The 25,025-nt window shown below is 54.5% G+C and carries 21 protein-coding genes and 1 other RNA gene; 19 read left to right on the forward strand and 3 right to left on the reverse strand.

Features of this window, described 5'->3' with window-relative positions; translation table 11 throughout:
• Positions 1-22: 22 nt before the first annotated feature.
• Both JQR86_RS05105 and JQR86_RS05110 read right to left on the reverse strand, forming a co-directional pair.
• On the reverse strand, positions 23-394 hold the full coding sequence (locus tag JQR86_RS05105; protein WP_407362161.1) for a YraN family protein: 372 nt from the start codon (positions 392-394) through the stop codon (positions 23-25).
• Positions 391-2,145: a penicillin-binding protein activator gene (locus JQR86_RS05110; RefSeq protein ID WP_407362160.1), complete on the reverse strand. Its 1,755-nt coding sequence runs from the start codon at positions 2,143-2,145 to the stop codon at positions 391-393. Before JQR86_RS05110 ends, JQR86_RS05105 begins: the two co-directional genes overlap by 4 nt.
• A 122-nt stretch (positions 2,146-2,267) precedes the next feature.
• Here JQR86_RS05110 and rsmI point away from each other — a divergent pair, with 122 nt between their 5' ends.
• The 18 genes from rsmI (at position 2,268) to lpxC (ending at position 21,536) form a co-directional block, all read left to right on the forward strand.
• Positions 2,268-3,116 (forward strand): 16S rRNA (cytidine(1402)-2'-O)-methyltransferase, encoded by an 849-nt coding sequence (gene rsmI / locus JQR86_RS05115; protein WP_150346847.1) that lies wholly within the window; start codon positions 2,268-2,270, stop codon positions 3,114-3,116.
• Positions 3,117-3,167: 51 nt separating this feature from the next.
• Positions 3,168-3,525, forward strand: an RNA gene (gene rnpB / locus JQR86_RS05120) — RNase P RNA component class A.
• Positions 3,526-3,814: 289 nt separating this feature from the next.
• Positions 3,815-4,270, forward strand: a complete 456-nt coding sequence (mraZ, locus tag JQR86_RS05125) for a division/cell wall cluster transcriptional repressor MraZ (protein WP_010795325.1) — start codon at positions 3,815-3,817, stop codon at positions 4,268-4,270.
• Between the two features lie 2 nt (positions 4,271-4,272).
• Positions 4,273-5,211 (forward strand): 16S rRNA (cytosine(1402)-N(4))-methyltransferase RsmH, encoded by a 939-nt coding sequence (gene rsmH / locus JQR86_RS05130; protein WP_010795324.1) that lies wholly within the window; start codon positions 4,273-4,275, stop codon positions 5,209-5,211.
• Positions 5,208-5,501, forward strand: a complete 294-nt coding sequence (ftsL, locus tag JQR86_RS05135; protein ID WP_010795323.1) for a cell division protein FtsL — start codon at positions 5,208-5,210, stop codon at positions 5,499-5,501. Before rsmH ends, ftsL begins: the two co-directional genes overlap by 4 nt.
• Positions 5,498-7,246, forward strand: coding sequence for a peptidoglycan D,D-transpeptidase FtsI family protein (locus JQR86_RS05140; RefSeq protein WP_019366780.1), 1,749 nt, complete (start codon positions 5,498-5,500; stop codon positions 7,244-7,246). The genes ftsL and JQR86_RS05140 overlap by 4 nt, the downstream gene beginning before the upstream one ends.
• Positions 7,243-8,706: a UDP-N-acetylmuramoyl-L-alanyl-D-glutamate--2,6-diaminopimelate ligase gene (locus tag JQR86_RS05145; protein WP_434154846.1), complete on the forward strand. Its 1,464-nt coding sequence runs from the start codon at positions 7,243-7,245 to the stop codon at positions 8,704-8,706. Before JQR86_RS05140 ends, JQR86_RS05145 begins: the two co-directional genes overlap by 4 nt.
• Positions 8,699-10,066, forward strand: a complete 1,368-nt coding sequence (locus JQR86_RS05150) for a UDP-N-acetylmuramoyl-tripeptide--D-alanyl-D-alanine ligase (protein ID WP_026004074.1) — start codon at positions 8,699-8,701, stop codon at positions 10,064-10,066. Before JQR86_RS05145 ends, JQR86_RS05150 begins: the two co-directional genes overlap by 8 nt.
• The gene (gene mraY, locus JQR86_RS05155) at positions 10,066-11,148 is read left to right on the forward strand and encodes a phospho-N-acetylmuramoyl-pentapeptide-transferase (protein WP_019366777.1); all 1,083 of its coding nucleotides are present in this window, start codon (positions 10,066-10,068) and stop codon (positions 11,146-11,148) included. Before JQR86_RS05150 ends, mraY begins: the two co-directional genes overlap by 1 nt.
• Positions 11,149-11,155: 7 nt before the next feature.
• Positions 11,156-12,502, forward strand: coding sequence for a UDP-N-acetylmuramoyl-L-alanine--D-glutamate ligase (murD, locus tag JQR86_RS05160; RefSeq protein ID WP_434154439.1), 1,347 nt, complete (start codon positions 11,156-11,158; stop codon positions 12,500-12,502).
• Positions 12,502-13,701, forward strand: a complete 1,200-nt coding sequence (gene ftsW, locus JQR86_RS05165; RefSeq protein WP_019366775.1) for a putative lipid II flippase FtsW — start codon at positions 12,502-12,504, stop codon at positions 13,699-13,701. Before murD ends, ftsW begins: the two co-directional genes overlap by 1 nt.
• A complete protein-coding gene (murG, locus tag JQR86_RS05170; protein ID WP_019366774.1) occupies positions 13,691-14,761 on the forward strand; it encodes an undecaprenyldiphospho-muramoylpentapeptide beta-N-acetylglucosaminyltransferase in 1,071 nt (356 codons plus the stop codon). The genes ftsW and murG overlap by 11 nt, the downstream gene beginning before the upstream one ends.
• Positions 14,754-16,208: a UDP-N-acetylmuramate--L-alanine ligase gene (gene murC, locus JQR86_RS05175; RefSeq protein WP_010795315.1), complete on the forward strand. Its 1,455-nt coding sequence runs from the start codon at positions 14,754-14,756 to the stop codon at positions 16,206-16,208. Before murG ends, murC begins: the two co-directional genes overlap by 8 nt.
• Positions 16,205-17,155: a D-alanine--D-alanine ligase gene (locus JQR86_RS05180; RefSeq protein WP_407362158.1), complete on the forward strand. Its 951-nt coding sequence runs from the start codon at positions 16,205-16,207 to the stop codon at positions 17,153-17,155. The genes murC and JQR86_RS05180 overlap by 4 nt, the downstream gene beginning before the upstream one ends.
• Position 17,156: 1 nt before the next feature.
• The gene (locus JQR86_RS05185) at positions 17,157-18,017 is read left to right on the forward strand and encodes a cell division protein FtsQ/DivIB (RefSeq protein ID WP_010795313.1); all 861 of its coding nucleotides are present in this window, start codon (positions 17,157-17,159) and stop codon (positions 18,015-18,017) included.
• Positions 18,018-18,041: 24 nt separating this feature from the next.
• Positions 18,042-19,289 (forward strand): cell division protein FtsA, encoded by a 1,248-nt coding sequence (gene ftsA, locus JQR86_RS05190; RefSeq protein ID WP_010795312.1) that lies wholly within the window; start codon positions 18,042-18,044, stop codon positions 19,287-19,289.
• 53 nt (positions 19,290-19,342) lie between these two features.
• Entirely contained in the window at positions 19,343-20,515 is a 1,173-nt protein-coding gene (ftsZ, locus tag JQR86_RS05195; RefSeq protein ID WP_010795311.1) for a cell division protein FtsZ, read from the forward strand.
• 109 nt (positions 20,516-20,624) lie between these two features.
• The gene (lpxC, locus tag JQR86_RS05200; RefSeq protein WP_010795310.1) at positions 20,625-21,536 is read left to right on the forward strand and encodes a UDP-3-O-acyl-N-acetylglucosamine deacetylase; all 912 of its coding nucleotides are present in this window, start codon (positions 20,625-20,627) and stop codon (positions 21,534-21,536) included.
• A 40-nt stretch (positions 21,537-21,576) separates the two neighbouring features.
• Here the strand turns inward: lpxC and JQR86_RS05205 are convergent, their stop codons facing one another.
• The gene (locus JQR86_RS05205; RefSeq protein ID WP_010795309.1) at positions 21,577-22,041 is read right to left on the reverse strand and encodes a DciA family protein; all 465 of its coding nucleotides are present in this window, start codon (positions 22,039-22,041) and stop codon (positions 21,577-21,579) included.
• Positions 22,042-22,246: 205 nt separating this feature from the next.
• On the opposite strand from JQR86_RS05205, the gene secA reads away from it, so the two are divergent.
• Positions 22,247-24,988 carry a preprotein translocase subunit SecA gene (gene secA, locus JQR86_RS05210; protein ID WP_434154440.1) on the forward strand — a complete coding sequence of 914 codons (2,742 nt, stop codon included), beginning with the start codon at positions 22,247-22,249 and terminating at the stop codon, positions 24,986-24,988.
• The last annotated feature ends 37 nt before the right edge of the window (positions 24,989-25,025 follow it).

Raw genomic sequence — 25,025 nt, forward strand, 5'->3', positions numbered from 1 at the left:
TTGCTTGACCTTGTAAAACTACTCAGGAATCGAATGCGTTCTTGATCCATTCGAGATGCGAAGAGGTACTGCCGGCAGCAGGGCTGAGCGCAACAACATCAAAGCGGCAAGGGGATTTAGCCCAACGAGACTCGCTTTGAAGAAAAAGCTGTGCGGTTGCAATCAGACGTTGACGCTTTCTGGCGTCAATGCTTTCAACGGCTCCGCCCCAGGCAATATGACGCCTGGAGCGTACTTCCACAAATACTACTGTATCCCTGTCGAGCATGACCAGATCAAGCTCGCCGCTACGTCGCGACCAGTTGCGGACTATAAGTTTGAGCCCTTGTTTCTGCAGGTAGGCAAGCGCTTGATCTTCGGCGGCCTGCCCCTTTTCTCGCGTCGTGGTTTTCACAGCGTACCGGATTGTGAAACAGGCTGAACCTGCCCATTGACGAACTGGGCCCAAGGTAGTCTGCGCACCACGCGCTGCGTCGGGCTTAGTGTCAGGTCACCTGACAGGCCATTTATTTGCGTATTGGGGAGCGCCTTGAGCTGTGGCAGACGAGTAGAAAGCAAGTAGGCATCTGCTCCCATGGCATATAGGCGACCCAGGCTGCTGGACGCTTGGGGCCACTGAGTGACAACTTTGCGGCGAACAGGATCGTTGGTATTGAGCAGCCACGGTGTTTCGCAGAACTGAATTCCGTTCAGGTCCTGATCCTGAGCAGGGTTGCTGCTGCCGGAGTACAGGTGTGAAGTGGCATAGACGGGAATATCTCCAGCATATTGATATGCCAACGTAGGCTTGATCTGGCGAGCCTGTTGGGGTGTTGCTGCAAGGAAGATAAAGTCGATGCTTTGCCCGCCCTGACGGTTTTGCAGCAGACGCGTAATCTGGCGTGCCAGCTCTACCGGCTGATCGATTCGCTCGGCTCCAAGCAGCATGCCGCCCTTAGCCCGCCACTCCTGGTCAAAGGCTGCCAGTACACGGTCGCCCCAATCGCCGCGCGGAACCATCGCTACCGCAGTGTGCTTGCCTTCTTCTGCTGCGCGGTCGGCCGCTTCGCGTGCCTCATCCTCTGCCGCCAGACCGAACTGATAGAGCTGTTTTGGGCCTACGCCTTGGCTGTCGCTGTAGTTGAGCGCAAGAGTAGGCAAAGGTAGCTGTTGATGATCGCTGAGTTGCTTGACCAGGCTTTTCTCTAACGGACCAACCACCAGCTGGGCGCCGTCGGCTTTGGCCTGACGATAAAAGTCGTCAATGGAGCGGACCTGTGTGCTGTCGTAAAAGGATACGGCAGGAGCTATCTGGCCGTTTTGCTGACTCTCGTAAAGCGAAGCCATGAAGCCGTCCTGTAAGGCGCGGGATACATTGGCAAGTTGTCCCTGTTGCGGTAGCAGCAAGGCGATATGTGTCAGCGGCTGCTGCTCCAGGTTGCGCAGCTTTTCAAGCGCTTGCGGAAGATGCGAGGCGGCTGGATGATTTGGATTCTGCTTGCGCCAGTCATCAATGGCGGCGAGCTGATCATCCAGTGAGCCGTTTGAATGAGTGATAGCGGCCAGTGCCAGCCAGCCATTAAGCTCATTGTTGCCTCCCACAGGTTGGAGTTGGTCGGCAGGAAGAGCCGAAATCAGGCTCCAGATGGCTTCGTGGTTGGCGCTGGCCTGATCACTTTTGAGAAGCGGGGCAATAAAAATGCGCTCCTTAGCTGCCGCCAGGGTCTGGTTGTCTGCCTGCAGGGCGCGTGCCTTTATCATGGATACACTGATCTGCTGCTCGACAGGCAGCTCGCTCAGGTGTTCGAAGCCAGGCTGTTGGAGTGCTTTCAGAGCCTCCTTTGGCTGATTTTCCGCTAAAGCAATTTCACCTCTCAGGGTGCCGGCGTATACCTGCGGTATAGGCTTCAATTGCTGCAGTTGAATGCTGCCCAGTATCTGCTTGGCCTGCGTGAAGTTTTGCTGCTTGTAGGCAATCTCGGCAGCGGAGAGGCGCAACATGTTGGCCTTCTCTGATGTATCACTACCTGCCTGCTCAAGCAATTGCTGTATGTTGGCCTGGGGGATACGAGGCAGCTCACCCAATGTGTTGGAAGGCGAGCTTGCACAGGCGGCAAGTAGGCTAATAAGTGGAACGCTAACTAGCGTACGCAGGCGAACAGTCATGGCGTAATTCCTGGCGCAAAACAATTAATTGGCTGGATTGTAGCGAGTGCTGGTGAGCGGCGCGAATAGCGATGCCTCGAAACGCGTACAATGGAGGCCTTTATTGATACAAGAGTTTCATTATGAGCACTCCCGGCACGCTTTATATCGTCGCGACCCCCATAGGTAATCTGGAGGACATCAGTGCTCGGGCGCTTCGCATTCTGAAAGAAGTGTCGTTGATTGCCGCTGAAGATACGCGCCATTCTTCGCGCTTGTTGCAGCATTTCGGGATCAATACCCCTCTGGCCGCTTGCCATGATCATAATGAGCGCGAGCAGGGTGGGCGGTTCATCAACCGTTTGCTCGAAGGGGGAAGTGTTGCTCTGGTCTCCGATGCAGGAACACCCCTGATTTCCGATCCGGGTTTCCATCTGGTGCGGCAGGCGCGTGCTGCACAAATCCCTGTTGTGCCAGTTCCGGGAGCCAGTGCTGTCATAGCGGCACTATCAGCGGCCGGGCTCCCATCTGACCGGTTTATTTTCGAGGGCTTTCTGCCTGCAAAGGCCACGGCGCGACGAAGCCGCCTGGATGCCTTGAAGCAGGAAGAGCGGACCTTGATTTTCTACGAGGCGCCCCATCGGTTGCTGGAAAGTGTTGAAGATCTTGCTGCAATCATGGGAGACGAACGCGTTGCTGTATTAGCCCGTGAACTGACCAAGACGTTTGAAACCATCAAGGACGCACCGCTTGGTGAGCTGGTCGACTGGATCCGATCCGATTCCAATCAACAGCGCGGAGAGTGCGTTTTATTGATCTCCGGTTACGAGTCGCCTGAAAAGGATTCCCTGACGCCCGAGGCGGTGCGAATTTTAAATATATTGCTCGCTGAAATGCCTCTCAAACGCGCGGCTGCGTTGGCCGCTGAAATCACAGGAGAGCGTAAGAACATGCTGTACCAATTTGCTTTGGAGCAACAGAACAAGCATTAGGAAAAGATCAAGGTTGTTATACGCCTGGCATCTAGGTACCCTTGCGCCCGGAGAGTCGATCGGACAGTCGCTGCTCCCGCTGCGCAAGCAGCAGGAGGGGAGGAAAGTCCGGGCTCCATAGGGCAAGGTGCCAGGTAACGCCTGGGAGGCGTGAGCCTACGGAAAGTGCCACAGAAAATAACCGCCTAAGCGCGCAAGCGCCGGTAAGGGTGAAAAGGTGCGGTAAGAGCGCACCGCACGGCTGGCAACAGTTCGTGGCTAGGTAAACCCCACCTGGAGCAAGACCAAATAGGAATCCATAGGCGTGGCCCGCGCTGGATTCGGGTAGGTTGCTTGAGGCAGTCAGTGATGGCTGTCCTAGAGGAATGACTGTTCTCGACAGAACCCGGCTTACAGATCGACTCTCCACTCACTCTCCCTTCTCCTGCTTCACATCCTTACTGATAACCCTATCTGAGAAATTACTTTAACTAGTCGAGGCAATTAGTTGAGTTAATTTCCGTTTGTCGGAAAAGTATGTTCGTCACCGTTTCGCTAAAAGCCCCATAATTTCTGTAACTCCTTAGTCTGCAAGCCTTTTTGTGCAATGGCCTCGCCTTGACGGTGGGGGGAGCGCGTCAATATAGTGTGCCCGGTGGTACGAAGTGGTTAAAAGTGGGATTTAATGGTAGGGAAAGCCAGCCAAAGGAAGAAGCAACTTGTTCCGTGGAGCGAATGCCATCAGCCTTGACGCCAAGGGGCGCCTTACGATGCCGAGCCGGTATCGTGATGAGCTTCTAGAGCGCTGTGCCGGCCAGCTCATCGTAACGATTGATGCCATTGATACTTGCCTTTGCGTTTATCCCCTTCCCGAATGGGAAATCATCGAAAGCAAACTCCGTGAACTTCCGTCTTTAAGAGAAGAAACACGTCGTTTGCAGCGTTTGCTAATCGGTAATGCGGTAGACCTTGAGCTTGATGGGAACGGGCGCTTTTTAGTGCCGCCCCGCTTGAGGGATTATGCTCGTCTGGATAAGCGCGCTGTACTGGTAGGGCAGCTGAACAAGTTTCAGCTGTGGGATGAGGATGCCTGGAATGGTCTGTGTGAAAGCGACCTCAAGGCAATCAAGGAACCCGGCGGTTTGCCGGAAGAACTGCGCGATTTAATCCTGTGAATATGACCACTACGTTCAGCCATGTCACTGTCTTGCTCGACGAAGCCGTCGAAGCCCTGGCTGTGCGTCCCGAAGGCCTCTATGTCGATGGCACATTTGGCCGCGGAGGGCATAGCCGTGCAATTCTTGCACGACTTAAAAGCGGAAGCCTGCTTGGTTTCGACAAGGATCCCCAAGCGATCCAGTCGGGACAAGCACTGGCGGCCGAAGATGGCCGCTTTGTCATTGTGCAGCGAAGCTTTGCCGACATAGGCGAAGAACTGTTGCAGCGCGCCTGGATGGGACGTACGGATGGCGTGCTTCTCGATTTGGGCGTGTCCTCTCCTCAACTGGATGATCCCGAGCGCGGGTTCAGCTTCATGCATGATGGTCCTCTGGATATGCGTATGGATCCCTCTCGCGGTATAAGCGCCGCCGAGTGGATTGCAACCGCACCGGAAGATGAAATCAGTCGCGTATTCAAAGAGTACGGTGAAGAGCGATTCGCCAAGCGGATGGCCAGGGCTGTGGTACAGCGCAGGGACGTCACACCCTTTACGCGTACGGCTGATCTGGCCCAGGTATTGACTGACGCGAATCCTGCTTGGGAAAAAGGCAAGCATCCTGCCACGCGAGCGTTTCAGGGTATCCGGATTTTCATCAATAACGAGTTGGGCGATCTGGAAAGAGGTCTGGAAGCGGCCTTTGAAAGCCTGGCCATAGGCGGCCGGCTCGTGGTGATCAGTTTTCACTCTCTGGAAGACAGAATCGTCAAGCTCTTCATGCGTCGCCTGGCTAAGGGTGAGGCCGATAAACTTCCACGAAATCTTCCTATTCGTACGCAGGCTTTTGAGCCCCGCGCCTTGCTGGTAGGCAAGCCTGTGTATGCCTCCGAGGCTGAACTGTCCGTCAACCCTCGGTCCCGAAGTGCAGTCATGCGTATTGCGGAGAAGCTGCGATGAGTAGTCTCTTTGTAAAGCGTCTGCCCAAGGGCAGTACGACCATGTTGGTTCTATTCATAGCCGTCCTGCTGTCCGCTGTTGCTGTCGCTTACAGCGCCCACTGGAACCGGCAGTTGCTTAATACCCTGTATTCCGAGTTGAGCGTTCGAGACAAGGCCCAGGCGGAATGGGGGCGTCTGTTGCTTGAGCAAAGCACCTGGACGGCTCACAGCCGCATCGAGGCATTAGCCAGCGATCAACTCAAGATGCGCATTCCTGATCCTGAAGAGATCAAGATGGTGGCGCCATGATGAAGCTGGGGGGCATTCAACATCCATGGCGATTTCGCCTGGTTGTCATTGGCTTGGCAGGTATGGTCGCCGCTATTGGCTGGCGTGTCGTTGACCTGCACGTCATTGATCGTGCCTTCCTCAAGGGGCAGGGAGATGCCCGAAGCGTCAGAACCATTCCCATTGCTGCCCACCGTGGCCTGATCACGGATCGTAATGGTGAGCCGCTGGCTGTCAGTACGCCTGTCAGCACACTCTGGATAAACCCCAAGGAGCTGGCTGGTGCCAAAGATAAATGGTCGATTCTGGCGGAGTCTGTAGACCAGCCTTACGGTGATTTGGCAAAGCGGCTGGAGCAGAATTCCAATCGAGAGTTCCTTTACCTGGTTCGGGGAATAACACCGGAGCAGGGCGAAGCCGTCATGGCTACGGTCAAGCAGCACAAGATTCCTGGTGTTTATGACATCGAGGAATTTCGCCGTTTTTATCCGGCGGGTGAAGTGGCTGCACATGTCGTGGGGTTTACTGACATTGATGATCGCGGCCGTGAAGGCGTTGAGCTGGCGTTCAATGACTGGCTGGCTGGTGTCCCAGGCAAACGGCAGGTTCTGAAAGACCGGCGAGGTCGGGTCATCAAGGACGTTCAGGTTGCAAAAAACGCCAAGCCGGGCAATTCGATTGCCTTGTCCATTGACCTGCGCCTTCAGTATCTTGCAAATCGCGAATTGCGCAACGCACTGGCGCAGTTTGGCGCAGTGTCCGGTAGCCTGACGATGGTTGACGTCAAGACTGGCGAGATCCTCGCCATGGTTAACCAGCCTACCTACAATCCGAACAACCGTCGCAATCTGAACCCGGCCAGCATGCGCAACCGGGCCATGATCGATGTGTTCGAGCCAGGATCCACCATGAAGCCGCTTTCGATGAGCGCTGCTCTTGAAAGTGGACGCTGGAAGCCATCGGACACAGTGAATGTTTATCCTGGTTATCTGCAGATCGGCCGTTACACGATCAAGGACGTGGCTCGCAGCCAGGGCCCCCTGGACCTGACAGGTATCCTGATCAAGTCCAGTAACGTGGGCATGAGCAAGATTGCTTTCGATATCGGCGGCGAAACCATTTACAACACCATGCGCCAGTTCGGCCTTGGGCAGGACACTGGTCTGGGCTTTCCCGGTGAGCGTGTAGGTAATCTACCCAACTACCGTAAGTGGCATCCGGCAGAAACAGCCACATTGTCATATGGCTATGGTCTTTCCATCACCGCTATCCAGCTGGCGCATGCCTACGCCACGTTAGCCAATGATGGAAATTTTATCCCGCTGTCCCTGACACGCGTCGAACGTTCCCCTCAAGGCTCCCAGGTGGTCCCTCAACAGGTAGCTAAAACCCTTCAGGGAATGCTGCAGCAGGTAGTTGAAGCGCCTACCGGCGTGTTCCGTGCTCAGGTGCCGGGATATCACGTGGCTGGCAAGAGTGGTACCGCCCGTAAGGCCGCAGTGGGTGCCAAAGGATATACACAGAATTCCTACCGTTCCCTTTTTGCCGGCTTCGGGCCGACCAGCAATCCGCGTATTGCCATGGTGGTCGTCATTGATGAGCCCAGCAAGGGCGGATATTACGGCGGCGTGGTCTCTGCGCCTGTTTTCAGCCGAGTCATGGCGGGTGCTTTGCGACTCATGAATGTTTCCCCCGACAATGTCGCTCCGTTGCCAGAGCAGGAGCAAGCCAGCGCTACTGAAGTATCCAGTGGAGGGCGTGGCTGATGATGTCTCTCACCCGGTTGATACCGCAGGCCAGTAGTGATGTTTCTGTAAAAGCACTTTGCCTGGACAGTCGACGTATCCAGCCAGGATCCGTTTTTTTTGCAGTACCTGGCGGAGTGCGTGATGGGCGTTTACATATTGCCGAAGCGATTGCCAATGGTGCCTCGGCAATCGTCTATGAGGCAGATCAAGCCCCCGATTTGCCTCCCGCTTCGGTACCTCTTGTGCCAGTCAAAGAGCTTGGCGCCGAGCTTTCAGCCATTGCAGGGCGTTTTTATGGCGAGCCCAGCGCTGCTCTTACGCTGATAGGCGTTACCGGTACCAATGGTAAGACCAGCGTGACGCAGCTAATCGCCCAAGCTTGTGATCGCCTAGGGCAGCGCTGCGGCATCGTAGGCACGTTGGGGACAGGGTTTTGGGGAGCACTTGAGGCCGGTCGGCATACCACGCCGGATCCCTTTGCGGTTCAGGCAGCGTTGGCTGCACTCAAGGAGCAGGGTGCTCAAGCTGTTGCAATGGAGGTTTCTTCTCATGGTCTGGAGCAGGGCCGTGTGGCGGCTGTGCAGTTTGATGTGGCCGTGTTCACCAACCTGTCTCGAGATCATCTTGATTATCATGGCACGATGGAGGCTTACGCCGCCGCAAAGGCCAAGCTTTTCCAGTGGCCGTCTTTACGGGCACGTGTAATCAATTTGGATGATGAGCAGGGCTGTCGTCTGGCTGAAATCGAGCATGCCTCTCGGCTTATTACGTTCAGCCTGAAAAATCCCGCCGCTACGCTGTATTGCAAACACATCGCTTTTAGCGATGCGGGTATCGAGGCGAGTTTTGTAACGCCAGAGGGAGAGGCCCGGCTGGTCAGCTCATTGATTGGTCGCTTCAATCTCAGCAACTTGCTCGCAGCGATAGGGGCTCTGCTGGGTATGGGGTTCACTCTCAGCCATATCCAGCGTGTAATGCCTGAGCTTCAGGGACCCGTCGGGCGAATGCAGCGTCTGGGAGGCGGTACGCAACCCCTGGTCGTTGTCGATTATGCCCATACTCCTGACGCGCTTGAGCAGGTTCTGGTTGCCTTACGCCCTCATGCCAAGGGGCGATTGATTTGCGTGTTTGGCTGTGGCGGCGATCGAGACAGTGGCAAGCGCCCGCTGATGGCTCGCATTGCTGAGCGGCTGGCCGATGCCGTTATCGTTACCGATGACAATCCTCGTACCGAGTCCAGCGCTCGAATTATCGACGATATTCGTGCCGGCTTTAATGAACCGGCGCGTGCCACATTTATACCCGCTCGCGACGAAGCCATTGCGTATGCCATTGGAGAGGCTTCCCGTGACGACGTAGTGCTCATTGCTGGAAAAGGGCATGAGGACTATCAGGAGGTCAACGGGGTCAGGATGCCTTTCTCTGATCTGGAGCAGGCCGCTCGCGAGCTGGTTGCAAGGGATGAAAGCCATGCTTAAACCAATGTTTCTCCAGGATTTGACCGAGCCGCTTTCAGCTTCCCTGAAAGGTGGAAATGTAAGTTTTACAGCGGTCTCTACGGACAGTCGTACACTTGAGGCTGGACAGCTCTTTGTTGCACTTACAGGGCCTCGGTTCGATGGTCACGCGTATCTATCCAGCGTAGCGGCGAAAGGCGCTGTCGCTGCATTGGTAGAAAAAGCGCAGCCTGACCTGAACATTCCTCAGCTGATCGTCAAAGACACCCGTGTCGCCCTGGGGCAGTTGGGTGAGCTTAACCGGCTCTCGTTTTCTGGCCCTGTGGTTGCCGTGACGGGGTCAAGCGGCAAGACCACAGTCAAGGAAATGCTGGCTGCCATTTTGAATACGCTGGGCTCGACACTGGCAACTCAAGGCAATCTGAACAACGACCTGGGTGCTCCGCTGACGCTATTGAGGCTGGAGCAGAGCCATCAGTATGCCGTTATCGAGCTGGGAGCCTCACGCCTAGGCGAGATCGCCTATACCGTAGGACTGACCCATCCCCACGTCTCGATCATTACCAATGCAGGACGAGCCCATGTAGGAGAGTTTGGTGGCGTCGAAAAGATTATCGAAGCCAAGGGTGAAATCCTGGAGGGGTTGGCAGCAAACGGCACTGCCATATTGAATCGAGACGATCAGGCCTTCGAAATATGGAGAAAGCGTGCCAAGGGGCGCAACGTTATCAGCTTTGGCCTGAATGACACGGCTATGTTCCGGGCTGCGAATATTGTTCGTGATGCTCGTGGCTGCCCTTCCTTCACGCTGCTCAGCCCGGCGGGTTCTGCTGACATTCAGCTAAATCTGCTGGGCGAGCACAATGTTGTCAATGCACTGGCCGCGGCCGCGGCTGCCCATGTCCTGGGAGTGGAGCTTGCGCATATTGTCCAGGGGCTTGAGGCGTTGCAGCCGGTCAAGGGGCGGACGGTAAGCAAGCTGGGTATCAACGATTCACGTGTTATCGATGACAGCTATAACGCCAACCCCGGCTCCATGAAAGCTGCTGTCGATGTACTGACAGGGTTTTCTGGCCGTACCGTTCTTGTCTTGGGCGATATGGGTGAATTGGGCGAATGGGCCGAATCTGCTCACCGCGAAGTCGGCGAGTATGCGAAAGGTAAGGTATCCGCTTTCTACGCCGTAGGTCCTCTCATGAAGCATGCCGCTGAGGCATTTGGGGCCGATGCACGGCATTTCGATGATCGGGCTGCGTTAATCGAGGCATTGCTTCTCGAGGCGGCTCCTGAATCCACATTTTTGATCAAAGGTTCGCGTAGTGCGGCGATGGATAACGTCGTTTTCGCGCTGTGCAATAAAGATGTTGAGGAGAAACACTGATGTTGCTGCTGTTGGCGGAGTTCCTGCAACAGTTTTACAAGGGCTTCGCGGTCTTTCAGTACCTGACCCTACGCGGCATTTTTGGCGTGTTGACAGCGCTCGTGCTTTCGCTTGCCTTGGGCCCGTGGATGATCCGTACCTTGCAGATACGGCAGATTGGTCAGGCAGTACGTAACGATGGCCCGCAGTCGCACCTTTCGAAGTCGGGTACGCCTACGATGGGGGGCGCGCTGATCCTGACGTCGATTGGTATCAGCACGCTGCTTTGGGCTGATCTTTCCAACCGATATGTATGGACCGTGCTAGCTGTTACATTCTTGTTTGGTGCCATTGGTTGGGTGGATGACTATCGCAAGGTAATCGAAAAAAATTCTCGAGGCTTACCCAGCCGGTGGAAATATTTCTGGCAATCGGTCTTCGGCTTGGGAGCAGCAATCTTCCTTTATGTGACAGCCAAGACACCTATCGAGACGACATTCATTGTCCCGCTGCTGAAAAACATCGAAATCCCGCTTGGGATTTTCTTCGTTGTGCTGACCTACTTTGTGATCGTCGGATCCAGTAACGCCGTTAACCTGACTGATGGCCTGGACGGTCTGGCCATTATGCCGACCGTAATGGTAGGTGGTGCCCTGGGTATTTTTTGCTACCTATCCGGTAACGTAAAGTTTGCTGATTATCTGCTGATTCCCTACGTAGAAGGTTCTGGTGAGCTAATCGTCTTTTGTGGCGCGCTGATCGGAGCCGGACTGGGCTTTCTGTGGTTCAACACCTATCCCGCCATGGTTTTCATGGGTGATGTGGGCGCACTGGCGCTGGGTGCGGCACTGGGCACCATTGCGGTCATCGTCAGACAGGAAATTGTGCTCTTCATCATGGGTGGGGTGTTTGTGATGGAGACCTTGTCAGTAATGATTCAGGTTGCCTCCTTCAAACTCACCGGCCGTCGTGTTTTTCGCATGGCACCGATACACCACCATTTTGAACTCAAAGGCTGGCCTGAGCCGCGCGTTATCGTCCGGTTCTGGATCATCACCGTAATTCTGGTGCTGATCGGCCTGGCTACGTTGAAGCTGAGGTAAGACAACCATGAGCCTGATCGCTTCCGACCAGTTTCGCATTGTTGTAGGCCTTGGCAAGAGTGGCATGTCGCTGGTTCGCCATTTGGCGCGCCAAGGTGTTCCATTCGCTGTGGTGGACACGCGGGAAAACCCGCCTGAGCTGGAAACACTGCGCACCCACTATCCACAGGTAGAAGTGCGCTGTGGTGAATTGGATGTCGATTTCTTGAGCCGCGCCAGTGAGCTTTATGTCAGCCCCGGCTTGTCATTGCAGACGCCTGCAATTCAGAAGGCGGCGGAGCAGGGCGTCAGGCTTTCCGGTGACATTGAATTGTTTGCCCGTCTGGCCAAGGCGCCTATCGTTGCGATTACTGGGTCCAACGCTAAAAGTACCGTAACGACCCTTGTTGGTGAAATGGCCTGCAAGGCGGGCAAGCACGTCGGCGTAGGCGGAAACCTTGGAACGCCAGCGCTGGATCTATTGGACGACAATGTCGACCTTTATGTGCTTGAGCTGTCCAGTTTTCAATTGGAAACCTGTGAGCGGTTGAATGCTGAGGTGGCCACGGTATTGAACGTCAGTGAAGATCACATGGATCGCTACAGTGGTATGGCTGCTTACCATCTGGCCAAGCACCGGATCTTCAGAGGCGCACGTCAAGTGGTCGTCAATCGGGATGATCCCTTGTCTCGCCCGTTGGTGTCCGAGCAAGTCCCATGTTGGACATTTGGTTGTGGTCAGCCGGATTTCAACGGCTTCGGCCTGCGTGAGCACGACGGTGAGAAGTGGCTGGCTTTTCAGTTCGATCCGCTCATGCCTGTAAAGGACCTAAAGATTCGTGGCGCCCATAATCAGGCCAATGCCTTGGCTGCGTTAGCCTTGGGACATGCTGCCGGATTGCCTTTCGAGCCGATGCTGGAAGCACTTCGCGAGTTTTCAGGTTTAGCTCACCGTTGCCAGTGGGTAGGTGAGAAGGCTGGTGTGCACTATTACAACGATTCAAAAGCTACCAACGTAGGTGCTGCGTTGGCTGCTATCGAAGGATTGGGAAGCGACATCGCAGGCAGGCTGGTGCTTTTGGCTGGCGGCGATGGCAAAGGAGCCGATTTCGAACCGCTCCGCAAACCGATAAGTGCTTTCTGCCGCGCAGTCGTTCTGCTTGGACGGGACGCTGAACGCTTGGCTGAATCCTTGAATACCGATATCACGATCGTTCATGTCTCCACACTAGAGCAAGCCGTCGAGAGAGCCGCAGCGTTAGCCGAGCCTGGTGATGCTGTTCTCTTATCTCCAGCGTGCGCAAGCCTGGACATGTTCCGTAATTTTGAAGAGCGTGGGCGGTTGTTTGCTCAGGCCGTGGAGGCGCTTAATTGATGTTTTCCTTGCTGCGCCCTTATCCTTCGCCGCTCATCAGCCGGAACGGTGTTGATCTTGACTTTCCTTTGCTGGCTGGCTGTCTGGCCTTGCTTGGTTTGGGCTTGGTCATGATCACTTCCGCATCGTCGGAAGTAGCAGCCGCTCAGGCTGGAAATCCGCTGTACTACATGATTCGTCATCTGATCTATCTGGCGATAGGTGTCGTGGGTTGCGGAGCCACGCTCATGATCCCAATGGCTACCTGGCAGCGTTTTGGTGGAACTCTGCTAATTGCCGCATTTGCCTTGCTGATTATGGTGTTGATTCCCGGAATTGGCCGTGAAGTAAATGGATCGCTGCGCTGGATCGGCTTCGGTTTGTTTAACGTTCAGCCTTCCGAAATAGCCAAGGTATTTGTTGTTATTTACCTGGCCGGCTATCTGGTGCGGCGAGAGCAGGAAGTGCGACGTAGTTGGGCCGGTTTTTTCAAGCCTTTCATTGTGCTGCTTCCGCTGGCCATGCTCCTGCTGCGTGAGCCGGACTTCGGTGCGACGGTCGTTATGATGGGGGCTGCCGCTGTCATGCTGTTTCTGGGTGGCGTAGGGTTGTTCCGTTTCATTCTGATGGTGGCCCTGGCTGTTCTGGCGGTGTTTATCCTGGTTCAAACCCAGGAATACCGTATGCAGCGTCTCATCACCTTCACCGATCCCTGGGCTGACCAATTCGGCTCGGGCTACCAGCTCACTCAGGCATTAATCGCTTTTGGCCGAGGAGGCTGGTTCGGGCTTGGCTTGGGTAACAGCATCCAGAAGCAGTTCTACCTGCCAGAAGCTCACACTGACTTTGTATTTGCCGTTCTGGCAGAAGAGTTGGGGCTTGTCGGAGCCTTGGCCACCGTCGGGTTGTTTCTCTTTGTATGCGTACGCGGCCTTTACATTGGCTATTGGGCAGAGCAGGCCAAACAGTATTTTGCAGCCTATATGGCGTATGGACTTTCCATGCTCTGGATTGGCCAGTTCCTGATCAATATCGGCGTAAATGTCGGGCTATTGCCTACCAAGGGACTGACACTGCCATTTTTAAGCTATGGCGGAAGTTCGCTGATCATCTGCTGCATCAGCATGGCATTGTTGCTTAGGATCGAGTGGGAAAGACGGACACTCATGAACGACGAGGAAGTTGAGTTTTCGGAAGAGGATTTTGCTGATGTCCGGTAATGTCCTCATCATGGCAGGCGGTACTGGGGGACACGTTTTTCCCGCGCTGGCCTGCGCCAGGGAGTTTGAAAGTCGGGGATATACCGTTCATTGGCTGGGTACGCCTCGTGGTATCGAAAATGATGTCGTCCCGCAAGCAGGTCTTCCCTTGCACCGCATTACCGTTACCGGACTGCGTGGTAAGGGCATGCAGTCACTGCTGAAAGCTCCCTTTCAGCTCAGCGGAGCCCTAATGCAGGCGCTCGGCATCATGCGTACTCTAAAGCCTGTCTGTGTGTTGGGTATGGGTGGCTTCGTCACGGGGCCTGGCGGTATGGCGGCTCGTTTGTCTGGCGTCCCCCTGATTATTCACGAGCAGAATGCAGTTGCCGGTACTGCAAACCGCCTGCTTGCGCCTATCGCAAAAAAAGTATGCGAGGGTTTTCCTGCCACGTTCGCCGCGTCTCCCAAGCGGTTAAGTACAGGTAACCCTGTTCGCAAGGAGCTTTTCCTGCAAACCGTGCGGCCTTCTTTTGAAGGGCGTAGGGCCAATCTGCTGATTTTGGGTGGCAGCCTTGGTGCAGAGCCTATCAATAAACTTGTGCCTGAAGCGCTTGCTCAGGTATCCGCCGGCCTGCGTCCTAACGTGAAACACCAGGCAGGGCGGCAACATGCTGAAGTAACACTGCAGCGCTATAGCTCCTCGAATCTTGATGCAGAGGTGATGCCATTCATCTCGGATATGGCTCAGGCTTATGCCTGGGCTGACCTTGTGATCTGCCGCGCAGGTGCACTGACGGTAAGTGAGCTTACGGCCGCAGGCTTGCCGGCATTTCTGATCCCACTGCCTCATGCCATTGATGATCACCAGACACGCAATGCTGAATTTTTGGTGAACGAGGGCGCAGCCCTTTTGTTCCCGCAGAAAATGACTGATGCGACGGCGATTGCCGCACAGCTAACTGAGGTTTTGATGCAACCCGAACGATTGACTGCCATGGCCACTCGTAGCCATGCCCTGGCTAAGCCTGATGCAACCCGAGCCGTGGTAGATGCCTGCCTGGAGGTGGCCAATGGTTAAATCCCAGAGCGCAATCCAGGCAGAAGTGCGTCGTATGCGTAGCATTCGGCGAATTCATTTTGTAGGAATCGGCGGCGTAGGCATGTGTGGAATTGCCGAGGTTCTGCTCAATCTGGGGTACGAAGTATCCGGCTCCGACCTCCGGGCTTCTCCTGTTACCGAGCGCTTGCAGCAATTTGGTGCCAAGATTTATATAGGTCATAGCGCCGAAAACCTTGAGCGCGTGGACGTACTAGTCGTTTCCAGCGCTATCAACAAGTCCAACCCTGAAGTGGCAGCCGCCCTGGAAAACCGTATTCCTGTGGTTCCTCGCGCTGAAATGCTGGCTGAGCTGATGCGGTACCGGCATGGAATTGCAGTAGCAGGTACTCATGGGAAAACCACAACTACAAGTCTGATTGCTTCCGTGCTGGCGGCCGAAGGCCTCGATCCTACCTTTGTCATCGGTGGTCGCCTGAATGCAGCGGGGACTAATGCTCAACTTGGAACCAGTCGTTATCTCGTTGCCGAGGCTGATGAAAGTGATGCGAGCTTTCTGCATCTTCAGCCTATGGTGGCGGTAGTAACCAATATCGACGCCGATCACATGGATACGTATGAAGGGGACTTCAGTCGGCTGAAGAAAACCTTTATCGATTTTCTGCATAATCTGCCCTTCTATGGACTGGCTGTATTGTGCGTTGACGATCCGGTCGTGCGTGAGATTATTCCTCAGGTTGCGCGTCCCACGGTGACTTACGGCACCAGCGAGGATGCAGACGTACGCGCAGTCGATATCCGTCAAAAAGGCATGCGTACCTATTTCACCGTACTTCGCAATGGTCGTGAACCCTTGGCGGTGTCTGTGAACATGCCAGGAGTACACAATGTACTCAACGCCCTGGCGACTATCGCCATTGCAACAGATGAAGGGCTTAGCGATGACGCCATCGTGGCGGGCCTGTCTGAATTCCAGGGAGTAGGTCGTCGCTTTCAAGTATACGGTGAACTGCCTGTCGAAAATGGCAGTGTGATGCTGGTAGATGATTATGGTCATCATCCCCGTGAAGTGGCTGCGGTAATAAAGGCCGTTCGTGGTGGTTGGCCTGAGCGCCGCCTGGTCATGGTTTATCAGCCCCATCGCTATAGCCGTACACGTGATTTGTACGATGATTTCGTGCAGGTCCTGGCTGATGCCAATGTATTGTTGTTGATGGAAGTCTATCCGGCAGGTGAAGAGCCGATTCCAGGTGCCGACAGCCGCCGTCTCTGTCATAGTATCCGTCAACGTGGTCAGCTAGACCCAATCTACATCGAGCGTGGTACCGAGCTTGCTCCTCTTATCAAGCCTCTCCTGAAGGCTGGGGATATTCTCCTCTGCCAAGGTGCTGGTGATATCGGCACTCTGGCTCCGCAATTGATAAAAAGCCCCTTGTTCAATTCTGACTTTCTGAGGAAGTCGCTATGAGCGCCATCCTTGATCCAATGTCGATCCAGCCAGCCGATTACGGTCGTGTTGCCGTGTTGTATGGTGGCAAGAGTGCCGAGCGCGAAGTTTCCCTTAATTCAGGGAAAATGGTGCTGGCTGCGCTGCAGGCTGCGGGCGTTGATGCGTTCGGTATCGATGTTGGTCAGGACCTGCTGCAGCGTTTGAACACTGAACAGGTAGACCGTGCCTTTATCGTCCTGCATGGACGGGGTGGGGAAGACGGTAGCATGCAAGGGCTGTTGGAGTGCCTGGGTATACCCTATACGGGAAGTGGGGTGCTGGCTTCCGCATTGGCCATGGATAAGCTGAAAACAAAACACCTCTGGTTGAGTCAGGGCCTGCCCACGCCTAAATACGCCGTTTTGTGCTGTGAGTCTGATTGTCGGAAGGCTGCTGAGGAACTCGGGTTTCCACTTATCGTCAAACCCGCCCATGAAGGTTCCAGCATTGGTATGGCCAAGGTGAACAGTGTTAATGAGCTGATCACTGCTTGGCAGTCCGCCTCGACGTACGATTCGCAAGTTCTTGTCGAACAATGGATTAGCGGTCCTGAGTTTACTGTCGCCCTGTTGGGCGATCAGGTACTGCCGCCTATTCGTCTGGGTACTACCCACGACTTCTATGACTATGACGCCAAATACCTGGCATCCGACACTCGCTATCAGGTTCCGTGTGGCCTTGATGAGGAGCGTGAGTTGGAGCTCAAGGTATTGGCTCGTCATGCCTGTGAGGTCGTGGGGACTGCTGGCTGGGCGCGCGTTGATGTCATGCAGGATAAAGAAGGTCGGTTCTGGCTGCTGGAAGTCAATACTGTCCCTGGCATGACGGACCATAGCCTTGTTCCCATGGCAGCCAAGGCCACAGGCCTTGATTATCAACAACTTGTCCTGACGGTTCTGGCAGGCACAATGGAGTCGAGGGGCTAACATGGTCACGACACTTCGTCATACACAACCTGGATTGGGTCGCACGCCACTTCGTGGCAAGGTACCACCGCGTGGTGCAAGCCGCCTGGTGGAAAAGGAGCCTGTCTCGGCTCGGCTGCCAAAGCCCAGCTTCAATCTCTTCAAGCGTGTGGCCTGGCCACTTCTGCTGGTAGGGCTTGGCTTCGGCACATATGAGCTGTCTCAACAGCTGCTGCCTTATGCGGATCGTCCAATCACGAAGGTGAATGTCGAAGGTGACCTGAGCTACATCAGCCGAGAGGCTGTGCAGCAACGTATCGCGCCCTATGCTGACGGGACATTCTTTTCAATCGATCTGGCCAATATGCGTCAGGCACTTGAGCAGATGCCCTGGATTGCCCATGCAGAGGTTCGCCGTGTTTGGCCGGATGAAGTCGCCATCCATCTTGAGGAGCAGCTCCCTGTTGCGCGCTGGGGGGACGAAGCCCTGCTGAATAATCAGGGCGAGGCCTTTGCACCCAAGGATTTGGCACATTACGACAACCTGCCACGCCTCTATGGGCCGCAACGTGCGCAGCAGCAGGTGATGCAGCAGTATCAATTGTTCAGTCAGATGCTGCGTCCACTTGGATTCACGGTTACGCGGCTAGAAATGCATGATCGGGGGAGTTGGTTCCTGACTACGGGTCAGGGCGTTGAATTGATTTTTGGTCGTGATGACCTCGTGGACAAGATGCGGCGCTTCGTCAAGATGTATGACCAAGTACTCAAGGATCAGATGGCCAATATTGCTCGCATCGACTTGCGTTATCCAAACGGGCTGGCGGTGGCGTGGCGTGAGCCGGTAGCTCCCACAACTGTAGCGTCAGCCCGTGCCGAATAAAGAATTGAGGAGAATTCAATAAACATGGCGAACGTGCAGAGCGGCAAGATGATCGTCGGACTGGACATCGGAACCTCAAAGGTTGTGGCCTTGGTGGGTGAGGTGTCTTCCGATGGTCAGGTCGAGATTGTGGGCATCGGCACGCATCCTTCCCGCGGTTTGAAAAAAGGCGTAGTGGTCAATATCGAATCCACGGTCCAGTCGATTCAGCGCGCAGTAGAAGAGGCCCAGCTCATGGCGGGCTGCCGTATTCATTCGGCATTTGTAGGCATTGCAGGCAACCATATCCGTAGCTTGAATTCCCACGGTATCGTGGCTATTCGTGATCGGGAGGTCAGCCCTGCTGATATCGATCGTGTTCTTGACGCAGCTCAAGCTGTGGCGATACCAGCTGATCAACGGGTCTTGCACACTTTGGCTCAAGACTATGTCATCGATAACCAGGAAGGTGTACGTGAGCCGCTTGGTATGTCCGGTGTTCGTCTGGAGGCTAAAGTCCACGTAGTGACCTGTGCCGTAAATGCTGCTCAAAATATCGAGAAATGTGTTCGTCGTTGCGGATTGGAGGTCGACGACATCATTCTTGAGCAACTGGCTTCTGCATATTCCGTCCTGACGGATGATGAGAAGGAGCTAGGCGTATGCCTAGTAGACATCGGTGGGGGAACCACTGATATAGCCATTTTTACAGAGGGAGCCATTCGTCATACAGCAGTCATTCCCATTGCAGGCGATCAGGTCACAAATGACATCGCCATGGCTTTGCGAACGCCTACACAATATGCGGAAGAGATCAAGATTCGGTATGCTTGTGCTCTGGCAAAACTGGCGGGGGCTGGGGAGACCATCAAGGTGCCCAGTGTGGGAGAAAGGCCGCCTCGCGAACTTTCGCGTCAGGCATTGGCTGAGGTAGTAGAGCCGCGTTACGATGAGCTCTTCACGCTTGTTCAGGCAGAGTTGCGCCGCAGCGGATATGAAGACTTGATTCCGGCAGGGATCGTATTAACCGGCGGTACTGCAAAGATGGAAGGGGCAGTTGAACTTGCCGAGGAGATTTTCCATATGCCGGTGCGTCTTGGCGTACCGCAGACGGTCAAGGGGCTGACCGATGTTGTACGTAACCCAATTTATTCAACAGGTGTAGGCCTGTTGCTCTATGGGTTGCAGAAGCAATCCGACAATGTGCCGGTTGTCACCGGCGGATACAGCAGTGACGAACCCAAGAATTCAGTCCTGGAGCGTATAAAGCGCTGGGTCCAGGGCAATTTGTAATCTAATTCAATCGCGGCAGCAGTAGGCGAAAACCGAGAGGAAGAGAGGGGATTATGTTTGAGCTCGTAGACAATATTCCACAGAGCGCAGTCATTAAGGTCATCGGTGTAGGCGGTGGTGGCGGTAACGCCGTTAACCACATGGTGAAGAGCGGCGTGGAAGGCGTCGAATTCATCTGTGCCAACACGGATGCCCAGGCGCTAAAAAATGTGAGCTCTCGTACAGTGCTGCAACTTGGCCCAGGGGTAACGAAGGGCTTGGGCGCAGGTACGAACCCTGAGATTGGCCGTCAGGCAGCCATGGAAGATCGCGAGCGTATCGCGGAAGTTCTGGAAGGCGCCGATATGGTTTTCATCACTACTGGTATGGGTGGTGGTACAGGTACGGGTGCCGCCCCGATTATTGCTGAAGTTGCCAAGGAGATGGGTATCCTCACCGTCGCCGTGGTAACTCGCCCGTTCCCCTTTGAAGGTCGCAAGCGCATGCAGGTGGCTGATGAGGGTATTCGCTCCCTTTCCGAATGCGTCGACTCTCTCATTACCATCCCCAATGAGAAACTGCTGACCATTCTCGGCAAGGATGCCAGTCTGCTGGCCGCTTTCGCCAAGGCTGACGATGTATTGGCTGGCGCAGTTCGTGGTATCTCGGACATCATGCAGCGTCCTGGCTTGATGAACGTTGACTTTGCTGACGTCAAGACGGTTATGGGTGAGATGGGTATGGCCATGATGGGAACTGGTCATGCCAGCGGCCCGAACCGTGCACGTGAAGCGACTGAGGCCGCTATCCGTAATCCACTCCTGGAAGACGTCAACCTGCATGGGGCTCGCGGTATTCTGGTCAACATCACTGCAGGTCTGGATCTATCCCTGGGTGAGTACGCCGCAGTGGGCGAGATCATTGAGGACTTCGCTTCTGAGCATGCAACCGTCAAGGTTGGCGCAGTAATCGATCCGGAAATGCGTGATGAGCTCCACGTTACTGTGGTTGCTACCGGTCTGGGTGCCCGTCTTGAAAAGCCGGTCAAGGTGGTCGATAACTCTACTCAGCAGGCTAACGTTGCGCCGCGTCAGGAGCATGCTGCCGTCAACTATCGTGATCTGGATCGCCCGACCGTCATGCGTAGTCAGAACCATACAAGCTCTGCTGCTGCAGCCAAGATGAATCCAAACGATGATCTGGATTATCTTGATATTCCGGCGTTTCTGCGTCGTCAGGCTGATTGAATAGATTAATCGATGCAATCTGTGTGATTGGTGGGAATTAATGGGTCGTTCTGTTATGATCGACCCATTATTGACAACTATTCGCGATCAGCGATGAACGGCAACTGTCATGATTAGACAACGCACATTAAAGAACACTATTCGCGCTACAGGCGTTGGCCTGCATTCGGGGGAGAAGGTATATCTCACTCTGAAGCCAGCGCCCGTAGACACCGGAATCGTGTTTCGCCGCATTGATCTGGACCCGGTCGTGGAAATCCGCGCCTGGGCTGAGTATGTAGGCGAAACCACGATGTCGACCAATCTCATTCAGGGTGGTGTCAAGGTCGGCACTGTGGAGCATTTGTTGTCTGCACTGGCAGGTCTGGGCATCGACAATGCGTATGTAGAACTGTCCGCCGCTGAAGTTCCAATTATGGATGGAAGCGCCGGTCCGTTCGTGTTCTTGATCCAGTCCGCTGGCATCGAAGAACAGGAATCTGCAAAGCAGTTCATTCGTATCAAGCGTGAAGTCAGCGTCGTAGACGGTGATAAGCGTGCGACGTTTGTACCGTTTGACGGGTTCAAGGTCAGCTTTGAGATCGATTTCGACCATCCAGTGGTCAGCGGTCGTACTCAGAAGGCTTCCGTAGATTTTTCCAGCACCTCCTTCCTCAAGGAAGTCAGCCGGGCTCGTACCTTTGGCTTTATGCGGGATCTGGAATTCCTGCGCTCTCATAACTTGGCTCTGGGCGGAAGCGTTGAAAACGCTATCGTTGTTGATGAGCACGGTGTACTCAACGAAGACGGTCTTCGTTATGAGGATGAGTTTGTAAAGCACAAGATACTAGACGCCATTGGCGATCTTTATCTGCTAGGCAAAAGCTTGATTGGCGAGTACCGGGGCTATAAGTCCGGGCATGCCATGAACAACCGCTTGCTACGTGCATTAATTGCTCAGCCTGATGCGTGGGAAGTTGTAACGTTCGAAGGCTCTAGCGATGCTCCTATTTCTTACATGCGGCCAGCTGCTGCGGTGTAAGGAACGCGTGTTAAAAAAAGCCACCTTTAAGGTGGCTTTTTTATTCTTCTGTCTTTTTCGGCTGCGCTCTACTGGCCAGTCGCTCAAGCGCGGCGCGCAGTGAAGGGTCTGAGATACCTTCAGCCGTGGATAGCAGGCTTTCTGCAGCGACATTGGAAAGCTCGCGTCGCGGGCCTGGCTTTCGATTTGGATCAGGGTTGGGTTTGACCTTGAACAGTATCTTTTGAAGAGCTGTAAATTCTGAAGACTGCTGAAGCTGTCGAAGCAAGCGGCGCTGCTGGTAACGCAAACGTGTAGCCCAATGTCCATCCGTAATAATGAGCAGAAGACACCCGTCCTGCCAGGTTGCGACTTTACAGTGCTCGCGTGCTGCAGGTTGTAGCTGTGCATCGACTAGGCGTTGTAGGCGTTCGAGACGCTCTGCCTGATATAGTAGTGGTTTCAAGGGTTTGGCCTGCCGAAGCAAGGTGGCAGGCGCTACGGCAACAATAGGACGAAAAACCATGTGTGCGCACTCCAGACAGGGGTTGGCATGTTAACAGATGAACCTCATGAGTCGGATAAACCTATTCAGAAATCCGACCTTTGAGTGATGTCAACCTTTTCTCGTCGGCGTTTCCGAGTAGAATGCCCCATTGTCTTTTTGACGGCGCGGGCGATGGCACCGATCCGCCGCCCCCCATTTCTCCGAGTGGAAGACCCAAGTCGATATGTTTGCGCCTTTGTTAAAGAAACTCTTTGGAAGTAAAAACGAGCGAGAAGTAAAGCGCATGAGCAAGGCCGTACAGGCCGTTAATGCGTTGGAACAGCAGATTATTGGGTTGTCTGACGAGCAATTGCGTGCCAAGACGTTCGAGTTCAAAGAGCGTTTGGCTAAAGGCGAGACACTGGACGATATCCTGCCTGAAGCCTTTGCCGTAACTCGTGAAGCGGGCAAGCGCGTAATGGGTATGCGCCATTTCGACGTCCAGCTCATCGGCGGTATGACGCTTCACGAGGGCAAGATTGCCGAGATGCGTACCGGTGAAGGTAAGACGTTGGTAGGAACGCTGCCGGTATATCTGAATGCCTTGTCTGGTAAAGGCGTCCACGTAGTCACCGTGAACGACTATCTGGCTCGCCGTGACGCTAACTGGATGCGCCCGCTGTATGAATTTTTAGGGCTGACGGTAGGCATTGTCATGCCTTTCCAGCCGCCGGAGGAAAAGCGTGCGGCTTACGCAGCGGATATCACCTACGGTACCAACAATGAATTCGGCTTTGATTATCTGCGCGATAACATGGCGTTCAGTATCGAAGAGAAATATCAGCGTGAGCTGAATTTTGCCGTTGTCGACGAAGTAGACTCCATTCTTATCGACGAGGCGCGTACGCCACTGATTATTTCTGGTCAGGCGGAAGACAGCTCACAGCTGTACATCCAGATCAATAAGCTCATTCCTCATCTTCAGCAGCACGTTGAGGCTGTGGAGGGAGAGGAGGAGAAGGAAGGCCATTACACCATTGACGAAAAAACACGTCAGGTGGAAATAACCGAGCAGGGGCACCAGTTCATTGAGGAACTGCTTACCCAGGCGGGTCTGCTGGCTGAAGGTGAAAGCCTGTACTCAGCGCATAATCTTTCTCTTCTCACTCACGTCTACGCAGCGCTTCGTGCACACAAGCTGTTCCACCGTAACGTGGAATATATTGTTCAGGACAACCAGGTCCTGCTCATTGATGAGCATACCGGCCGCACGATGCCTGGGCGTCGTCTGTCCGAGGGCCTGCATCAGGCGATCGAAGCGAAAGAAGGTCTGCCTATCCAGGCTGAAAGCCAGACATTGGCTTCTACTACCTTCCAGAACTATTTCCGGCTGTATAACAAGCTGGCTGGCATGACCGGTACGGCGGACACCGAGGCGTTTGAATTCCGTCAGATCTATGGTCTGGACGTTATTGTGATTCCAACCCACAGACCGCTGGCACGTAAGGATTTCAACGACCTGGTGTATCTGACTCAGGAAGAGAAATATGCGGCGATTATCGCTGACGTCAAGCAATGCCAGGAGGCAGGTCGTCCGGTACTGGTAGGTACCGCGTCGATTGAAAGCTCCGAATACCTGTCTCATCTGTTGCAAAAGGAAGGTATTGAGCACAAGGTATTGAACGCCAAATACCACGATCGTGAGGCTGAGATCATTGCTCAGGCGGGGCGTCCCGGTATGGTAACGATTGCTACCAACATGGCTGGCCGTGGTACAGACATCCTCTTGGGGGGTAATTGGGAAGCTGAAGTTGCAGCCCTTGAGAATCCTACTGAAGAACAGATTGCTCAGATAAAGGCCGAGTGGCAGAAGCGTCATCAGCAGGTCATCGAGTCGGGTGGCCTGCATGTGATTGCCTCTGAACGCCACGAATCACGCCGTATCGATAACCAGCTGCGTGGTCGTGCAGGCCGTCAGGGTGACCCGGGCTCCAGCCGTTTCTACCTGTCCCTTGAAGATAACCTGATGCGTATCTTCGCGTCTGATCGCGTGAAGAATTTCATGAAGGCGTTGGGCATGGAAGCAGGCGAGGCCATCGAGCACCGCATGGTAACCAATGCCATCGAGAAAGCTCAGCGCAAAGTGGAAGGTCGGAACTTCGATATTCGTAAGCAGCTGCTCGAATATGATGATGTCGCCAATGAACAGCGTAAGGTGATCTATCACATGCGTAACACCCTGCTGGAATCGCAGGATGTGGGTGAGACGATCAACGAGTTCCGCCGTGATGCGTTGGCGCAAACATTCAGCGCTCATATTCCACCGCAATCCTTGCCTGAGCAGTGGGATGTGGCAGGGCTTGAAGAAGCGATCTATAACGACTTCGGACTCAAGCTACCGATTCAGCAGTGGCTGGATGAAGACGACAAGCTGTACGAGGAAACACTTCGCGAGAAAATTCTCGAAACGCTGGTGGCGGCCTATTATGAGAAGGAAGAGATGGCAGGTGCCGAGGCTCTGCGCAGCTTCGAGAAGCAGATGCTGCTGCGTGTCATGGACGATCTGTGGAAAGATCACCTGACTACAATGGACCATCTGCGTCACGGTATTCACCTGCGTGGCTATGCGCAAAAGAACCCGAAGCAAGAGTACAAGCGCGAGTCCTTCAACCTGTTCCAGGAACTTCTGGAAAGCGTCAAGCGTGACACGATTCGTGTACTCTCTCACGTTCAGGTTCGTCGTGAAGACGCTGCCGAAGAAGAGGCGCGCATGCGTCATGAGGCCGAGGAGCTGGCCAAGCGTATGCAATTCCAGCATGCCGAAGCGCCTTCCATTGCGCAGCCTGAGGTACAGGTACCGGAAGAGGGCGAAGACACGGTCGTACCCCTTGAGCCTGCACGCAACGAGCAGAAAATAGGCCGTAACGAGCCTTGCCCGTGCGGATCCGGTAAAAAGTACAAGCATTGCCACGGCAAGCTGGACTAATGCCCGGCTGACGTGCACACGTTATGACCCTATCGCC

The sequence above is a fragment of the Pseudomonas sp. JZ134 genome, assembly GCF_051027695.1.
Lineage (GTDB): Bacteria > Pseudomonadota > Gammaproteobacteria > Pseudomonadales > Pseudomonadaceae > Chryseomonas > Chryseomonas luteola.